At 65.8% G+C, this 7508-nt stretch carries 4 protein-coding genes; 3 read left to right on the forward strand and 1 reads right to left on the reverse strand.

Going from position 1 to position 7508, the window contains the following annotated elements; translation table 11 throughout:
• Window positions 1-27 precede the first annotated feature (27 nt).
• From AC1DRO_RS20375 to AC1DRO_RS20385, 3 genes are read left to right on the forward strand one after another with little or no spacing between them, the layout of a single operon-like run.
• Entirely contained in the window at window positions 28-2043 is a 2016-nt protein-coding gene (locus AC1DRO_RS20375) for a BCCT family transporter (protein WP_476952220.1), read from the forward strand.
• Between the two features lie 9 nt (window positions 2044-2052).
• Window positions 2053-3045 (forward strand): formyltetrahydrofolate deformylase, encoded by a 993-nt coding sequence (purU, locus tag AC1DRO_RS20380; protein WP_476952221.1) that lies wholly within the window; start codon window positions 2053-2055, stop codon window positions 3043-3045.
• A 21-nt stretch (window positions 3046-3066) separates the two neighbouring features.
• Window positions 3067-5574 (forward strand): GcvT family protein, encoded by a 2508-nt coding sequence (locus AC1DRO_RS20385; RefSeq protein WP_476952222.1) that lies wholly within the window; start codon window positions 3067-3069, stop codon window positions 5572-5574.
• A gap of 219 nt (window positions 5575-5793) precedes the next feature.
• Here AC1DRO_RS20385 and AC1DRO_RS20390 read toward each other — a convergent pair.
• Window positions 5794-7508: FdhF/YdeP family oxidoreductase (locus AC1DRO_RS20390; RefSeq protein WP_476952223.1), on the reverse strand; the 1715-nt coding region annotated here is incomplete at its 5' end.

Raw genomic sequence — 7508 nt, forward strand, 5'->3', positions numbered from 1 at the left:
CCATGAATCCGAACAGAGGAATCCCTCATGGCATTGAACAGTGACATTGGCTTGAACAGCGACACGAACTTGAACAGTGACATCGGTGTGGACGCCGACGTCAACGTCACCACCCCCGCCGGGCAGGCGGCAGTCCTCACGCCTTCAACACCTTTGGAAGCGGAGCCAACTGCCCCGGATCCCCTCCCTCCCGCACTCGTCCCGGATACCGAAAACTATGATCAGCTCCTGCAGGAACTGCGTCAGGGCAAGACCGAGCGGGCCGTGACGGAACGTCGGAACCGCAAGCTGACCCTCGACAAGGTCACATTCGGGATCACGGGCGCATGCGCCGTCGCCTTCGTGATGTGGGGTTTCCTCGGAAGGGATAGCCTTTCTGCCACGTCGCAGGGCGTTCTCGACTGGGTCATGGAGTACACCGGCTGGCTCTTCATGGTGTTGGCTTCTCTCTTTGTGGTCTTCGTGCTGTGGCTCGCCGTCGGTAAGTTCGGCAACATCCCGCTAGGCAAAGACGGGGAAAAACCCGAATTCCGCACCATCTCCTGGATAGCCATGATGTTTGCCGCAGGCATGGGCATCGGGCTCATGTTCTACGGCGTGGCTGAACCCCTGTACCACTACATCTCACCGCCGCCCGGAACCGTGGACGGGCGGACCCCCGCAGCCATCCAGACCGCCATGGCAACGTCCATCTTCCACTGGACCCTGCACCCCTGGGCAATGTACGCGGTTGTTGGCATCGCCATGGCCTACGGCAGCTACCGTCTGGGGCGCAAACAACTCATCTCTGCGGCCTTCACCTCGCTTTTTGGCATACGGATGGTCGAAGGGCCCGTCGGCAAGTTCATCAACATCCTGGCAATCTTCGCCACACTGTTCGGTACCGCAGCGTCGTTGGGCCTTGGCGCCCTCCAGATCGGCAGCGGCCTGACGTCCAACGGCTGGGTCGGGGAGATCGGCACCCCGGTGCTCGTGGTGATCGTGGCCATCCTGACCACCTGCTTCGTGGCCTCCGCGGTATCCGGCATCAGCCGCGGTATCCAATGGCTGTCCAACATCAACATGGTCCTGGCCGTCGTCCTGGCACTCATCGTCTTTGTTGCCGGCCCCACGCTCTTCATCCTCAACCTGATTCCAGCCGCGATCGGTGACTATGCCAGGGACCTGGCCGAAATGTCTTCCCGGACGGAAGCAGTGGGAGACGAGGCACTGCGGAGCTGGATGTCCAGCTGGACGATCTTCTACTGGGCCTGGTGGCTGTCCTGGACGCCGTTCGTTGGAATGTTCATCGCCCGCATCAGCCGGGGACGCACCATCCGGCAGTTCGTCACCGGAGTACTGCTGGTTCCGAGCATTGTCAGCGTGATCTGGTTCGGCATCTTCGGCGGCACTGCCTTCAGCATCCAGCAGCAAGCCGACAAGACAGAGAACCCCGCTGACGGCCTCGTGAAGATGGTCGACGGCGCACCCTCCATATCCTTCGACGGTGCCCTCTTCGACCTGGTCAAGAACCTGAACATGCCCCCCTGGGCAACCACCGCAGTCATCGTGCTGGCCATGGTCCTCGTGGCAATATTCTTCATCACCGGAGCAGACTCAGCCTCCATTATCATGGCCTCGCTGAGCTCCAACGGAGCCAGCGAACCTCGCCGCGGACTCGTGATCTTCTGGGGCCTGCTGACCGGCGGAGTGGCAGCCGTGATGCTCCTAGCCGGCGGCGATGAACCGTCCGAAGCGCTATCCGGCCTGCAGCGCATCACAATCGTGGCCGCCCTGCCTTTCGTTCTGGTCATGCTGCTGCTGTGCGTCGCACTGGCCCGTGACCTGCGCCGCGATCCGCTGGCCTTGCGACAGAGGCTCGCCACGACCGTCGTCGAACGTGCCATCCGCACCGGCGTGGAACAGCACGGAGGCGTCCAGTTTGATCTCGTGACCAAGCATGAGTGCGACGGACGCTGTTCCTCAGCCACCCGCTGCCCCGGCGATGCCACAGACAGCGACGCCAAATCCGGCGCCTCTACCGACGCTGTCGCCACGAAGTAGGAGGAAATCGTGACCACAATTCTTGATGGCCGCCCCGCCGGCGGCATTCCAGCCGCAACGGCCGAGGCCGCTGCTAAGCCCTCGTCGCCCAAAACCCGCACGACTGAGTTCGTCCTCACCCTGGCCTGCCCCGAAAGGCCCGGCATCGTCCGGGCCGTCACCGCCTTCCTGGCCGACCGCGGTTTCGACATCGTGGAGCATCAGCAGTTCGATGACCACGTCAGCGGGAACCTGTTTCTGCGCACCGCCTTCACCGGCGGGCGCACGGACACGGGTGACGGAACCCGTCCAGATCCCGGTTCCGACGGGCTCAACGACCGGGTTTCCACCGCGGAGAGGCTCACGGCCGGCTTCGCGGCGACGGCCGCCGAGTTTGGCATGGATTTCAACTTCCACGACGGCCGGCCGCAGCGCCTCCTGGTCATGGTCTCCAAATTCGGCCACTGCCTGAACGACCTGATCTACCGGTGGCGCGCGGGCAGCCTGGGTGCGGAGATCGCCGTCGTGGTTTCCAACCATGAGGACCTTCGCGCTATGGCCGAAAACGCCGGGCTCCCGTTCATCCATGTTCCGGTGGCCCCCGGCACCAAACCGGAAGCCGAGGCGCGGCTGCTGGAACTCGTGGCCGGGTACGACGCCGACTTGGTGGTACTGGCGCGGTATATGCAGGTGCTGTCCAATGATCTGTGCACAAACCTGCGCGGCCGGGCCATCAACATCCACCATTCCTTCCTGCCGGGCTTCAAGGGCGCGAAGCCGTACCACCAGGCTTATGACCGCGGCGTGAAGCTCATCGGGGCCACGGCGCACTACGTGACGCCGGACCTGGATGAGGGACCCATCATCGAGCAGGAGGTCTTCCGGGTGGACCACAGCCTGGATGCGGACGCCCTGGTGACGGTTGGCCGGGACGCCGAATCACAGGCCCTGTCCCGGGCTGTGAAGTGGCATTGCCAGCACCGCGTCCTGCTCAACAACACCCGCACCGTCGTATTCCGCTAACGCGAACCAGGAGAACAACTTATGAGCGCATCACCACGCGTCGTCATCATCGGCGCCGGCATCGTCGGCACCAACCTCGCGGACGAACTCGCCAGCCGCGGCTGGAACAACATCACAGTCGTCGAACAGGGTCCGCTGGAACTGGCCGGCGGTTCCACCTCGCACGCCCCCGGCCTGGTCTTCCAGACCAACCCGTCCAAGACCATGACGGAATTCGCCAGCTACACGGTGGACAAGCTGCTCTCCCTCAGCGCCGACGGAGTGTCTTGCTTCAACCAGCTCGGCGGGCTTGAGCTTGCCACCACCGAGGTGCGGCTGCAGGACCTCAAGCGCAAGCTGGGGTACGCCACCTCTTGGGGTATCGAAGGCCGGATCATCGACCCCGACGAGTGCGGGAAGCACTACCCGCTGCTGACCACCGGGGCGCTGGCGAACGGCAACGAGGTCCTCGGCGGCCTTCACGTCCCGACCGACGGCCTGGCCTCCGCGGCCCGCGCCGTCCAGCTGCTGATCAGCCGCACCCGCCAAGCCGGCGTGACCTACCTCGGCTCCACCACCGTGACGGGCATCCAACAGGCCTCGGGCAGGGTCACCGGCGTCGAAACGGCCGACGGCGTGATCCCGGCGGACATTGTGGTGTCCTGCGCCGGGTTCTGGGGCCGCGAGCTCGGCAAGATGGTTGGCTTGAAGGTGCCGCTGCTGCCGCTGGCGCACCAGTACGTGAAGACCACGCCACTTCCGGAGCTGAAGGGCCGGAACGAACTTCCCAACGGAGCCCGACTGCCCATCCTGCGCTTCCAGGACAAGGACCTCTACTACCGCGAGCACGGCGACCGGATCGGCATCGGCAGCTACGCGCACCGACCGATGCCGGTGGACATGGCACGGCTTCCCAGGGTTGGCGCGGAGGAGATGTCGGATCACCGCATGCCCTCGCGCCTGGACTTCACGATGGAAGACTTCCTGCCCGCCTGGGAGGACAGCCAGGACCTCCTTCCGGCCCTGCACGGGGCCCGGATCGAGGACGGGTTCAACGGCATCTTCTCTTTCACTCCCGACGGCGGCCCGCTGATGGGCGAGTCCCCCGACGTCGACGGCTTCTTCGTTGCCGAGGCAGTCTGGGTCACCCACTCAGCCGGCGTCGCCAGGGCCATGGCGGAGCTGCTCACCGAGGGCCAGTCCCGCACCGACCTGCACGGCTGCGAGCTCACGCGCTTCGAGAAGGTTCAGACCAGCGACCAGTATGTCAGCGAAACGTCCCAGCAGAACTTCGTGGAAATCTACGACGTCCTGCACCCGCTGCAGCCCAAGGAATCCCCGCGGGACCTGCGCGTCAGCCCGTTCAACATCCGGCAGAAGGAGCTCGGGGCGTTCTTCCTGGAGTCCGCTGGCTGGGAGCGCCCGCATTGGTTCGAGGCCAACCGCGGCCTGCTCGACGAACTGCCGGCGCAATGGCAGGCACCCGAGCGGGACGAGTGGTCCGCGATGTTCCACTCCCCCATCTCGGCGGCCGAAGCGTGGAAGACGCGTACCGCCGTCGGGCTTTATGACATGACGCCGCTGAAGCGGCTGGCGGTCACGGGGCCCGGGGCGCTGCCACTGCTGCAGCGGCTGAGCACCGGCAACATCGCAAAGAAGCCGGGGGCCGTGACGTACTGCCTCCTGCTGGCGGACGACGGCGGCATCCGCAGCGACGTGACGGTCGCCCGGCTCGCTGAGGAGCAGTTCCAGCTCGGCGTGAACAGCAACGTGGACTTCGACTACCTCCGTGTCGAGGCCAGGAAGCAGTCGGCGGCGGATCCAGCCCGGTGGGTGCACGTTTCCGACATCACCGGCAGCACCTGCTGCATCGGGCTCTGGGGGCCGCTGGCACGTGAAGTGATCGGCAAGCTCAGCACGGACGACCTCAGCAACGAGGGCCTGAAGTACTTCCGCACCAAGGACATCTCGGTGGGCGGCATCCCCGTCACCGCCATGCGGCTCTCCTATGTAGGCGAGCTTGGCTGGGAGCTATACACCACCGCCGAGTACGGGCTGAAGCTGTGGGACCTCCTCTTCGAGGCAGGAAAGGAACACGGCATCATCGCGGCCGGGCGTGGAGCGTTCAACAGCATGCGGCTCGAGAAGGGCTACCGGTTGTGGGGCACGGACATGACCTCCCAGCACCACCCTTATGAGGCCGGCCTGGGATTCTCGATCGCCAAGGACAAAGAGGGCTTCGTGGGCTGCGAAGCCCTGGCCGCATGTAGGGATCAGCCGGCCACCAGGGCGCTGCGGTGCCTGACCATGGACGACGGCACGTCCGTGGTGCTGGGCAAGGAACCGGTGTACGTCAACGGCGAGGCCGCGGGCTATGTCACCAGCGCCGCGTACGGCTACACGGTGCGCAAGCCGATCGCCTACGCCTGGCTGCCTGCCTCGGTGACCGAGGGCGACGCCGTAGAGGTGGAGTACTTCGGCGGGCGCATCGCGGCGACCGTCACGGCCGAGCCACTCTTCGATCCCGGCATGGAGCGGCTGCGCGGCTGACGCGATCCGGCCCGCCGGTCTGGGGAAATCCCGAGGCTGGCGGGCCGTTCGCGCGAACAGACAATGGAGTCCGCCCTCCTGCCGCCAGCTGGCATTTAACGGCAGTCCCGGCGTCGGACACTGCCGTCATCTGCCACCTGGAGCAAAGAGGCGCAACAAAATGGCCCCGCCTCCCGGGCTGGATTCCAACCAGGATGCGGGGCCGCTCCGTCGTAGTGGCTAGCTCGCCGTGGCCGCCCCAAGCGCGGCAGCCGGCTCGAGGCGCTCCACAGGGTGCGGCACGAAGCGGACGAACATCGCCTTGAAGCCCGGGGTGTTGGATTCCCGTGCCACGTTCTCCTTGTGGACCAGGGCGTTGGCCTCGGGGAAATACGCCGCAGCGCAGCCCTTGGCCGTCGGGTAGGCCACCAGGCGGAACTTGTCCGCCTGCCGGTCGTGACCCCGGAACGTGCTCACCACGTCCACCAGGTCCCGGTCCCGGAAACCAAGCTCTGCCAAGTCCTCCGGATGCACCAGGATTACCCTGCGCCCGTCCGAGATCCCGCGGTACCTGTCATCCACGCCGTAGAACGTGGTGTTGTACTGGTCGTGGCTGCGGATGGTCTGGAGGACCAGGTGGCCCTTCGGCGGGGTGAGGTACTCCAGCGGGCTGACGGTGAACCGGCCGCGGCCGATGTCCGTCTTGAAGGACCGGGTGTCCCGCGGCGGGTTGGGCAGCACAAAGCCGTTCTTGGTCCGGATCCGGGCGTTGAAGTCCCCGAAGCCCGGGATGACGCGGGAGATGTGGTCCCGGACCACGTCGTAGTCCCCGGCCATGGCCTTCCAGTTGACCGGGTGGTCCTCGCCGAACGTGGCGTCGGCCATCCGGGCGATGATCACCGGCTCCGCGAGCAGGTGCCCGGAGACCGGCTGGAGCCTGCCCTGCGTGGAGTGGACCACGGACATGGAGTCCTCCACGGACAGGAACTGGGCGCCGCCCGGGTGCTTGTCGTCCCTGTCCGTCCGTCCCAGCGTGGGCAGGATCAGCGAGGTGCGCCCGTGCACCACGTGGGACCGGTTCGGTTTGGTGGAGATGTGGACGGTCAGGCCGATCCGCTGCATCCCGGCTTCGAGGGTTTCGGTGTCGGAGCAGGCGAGGGAGAAGTTGCCGCCCATGGACACAAACACATCCACCTCGTTCCGCTCGAAGGCCTCCATGGCCTCGACGGCGTCGTAGCCGTGCCCGCGCGGTGAGGTGATCCGGAATTCCTTGTCCAGGGCTTCGAGCAGCCATTCCTTGGGCTTCTCCCAGATGCCCATGGTCCGGTCACCCTGGACGTTGGAGTGCCCGCGGACCGGGCAGGCGCCGGCGCCGGGCTTGCCGAAGTTGCCCTGCAGGAGCAGGACGTTGACCATTTCCTTGATGGTGTCCACCGAGTGCGGCTGCTGCGTCACGCCAAGGGCCCAACAGAAGATCGTGGCCTTGGACCGGATCAGCATTCCGGCGACGTCCTCGATCTGCGTCCGGGCCAGGCCGGTGGCCTTCTCGATTTCGTCCCAGTCCAGCTCCCGGCGGGCGCCGCGGTACGCGTCGAAGCCGTCCGTCTGCGCCTCGACGAAAGTCCGGTCGACGACGGTGCCGGGGTTCCGTTCCTCCTCCGCCAGGAGCAGGTGGCCGAGGGCCTGGAACAGTGCCAGGTCCCCGCCCACCTTGATCTGCAGGTACTCGTCGGCCAAAGGTGTGCCGCCGCCCACCACACCCGAAACGGTCTGCGGGTCCTTGAAGTTGAACAGCCCGGCCTCGGGCAGCGGGTTCACCGCCACCACCTTGCCGCCGTTGTCCTTGCATTCCTTGAGCGCTGAGAGCATCCGGGGATGGTTGGTGCCGGGATTCTGCCCGACCACAAAAATCAGTTCCGCGTCGTGGATATCGTCCAGGGACACGGTGCCCTTGC

Source organism: Arthrobacter sp. P4_F11, from assembly GCF_056401395.1.

What these genes read in the sequence shown, in the direction of transcription:
- AC1DRO_RS20375 (WP_476952220.1), top strand. Translation starts at nt 28, where the DNA reads ATGGCATTGAACAGTGACATTGGCTTGAACAGCGACACGAACTTGAAC.
- AC1DRO_RS20385 (WP_476952222.1), top strand. Translation starts at nt 3,067, where the DNA reads ATGAGCGCATCACCACGCGTCGTCATCATCGGCGCCGGCATCGTCGGC.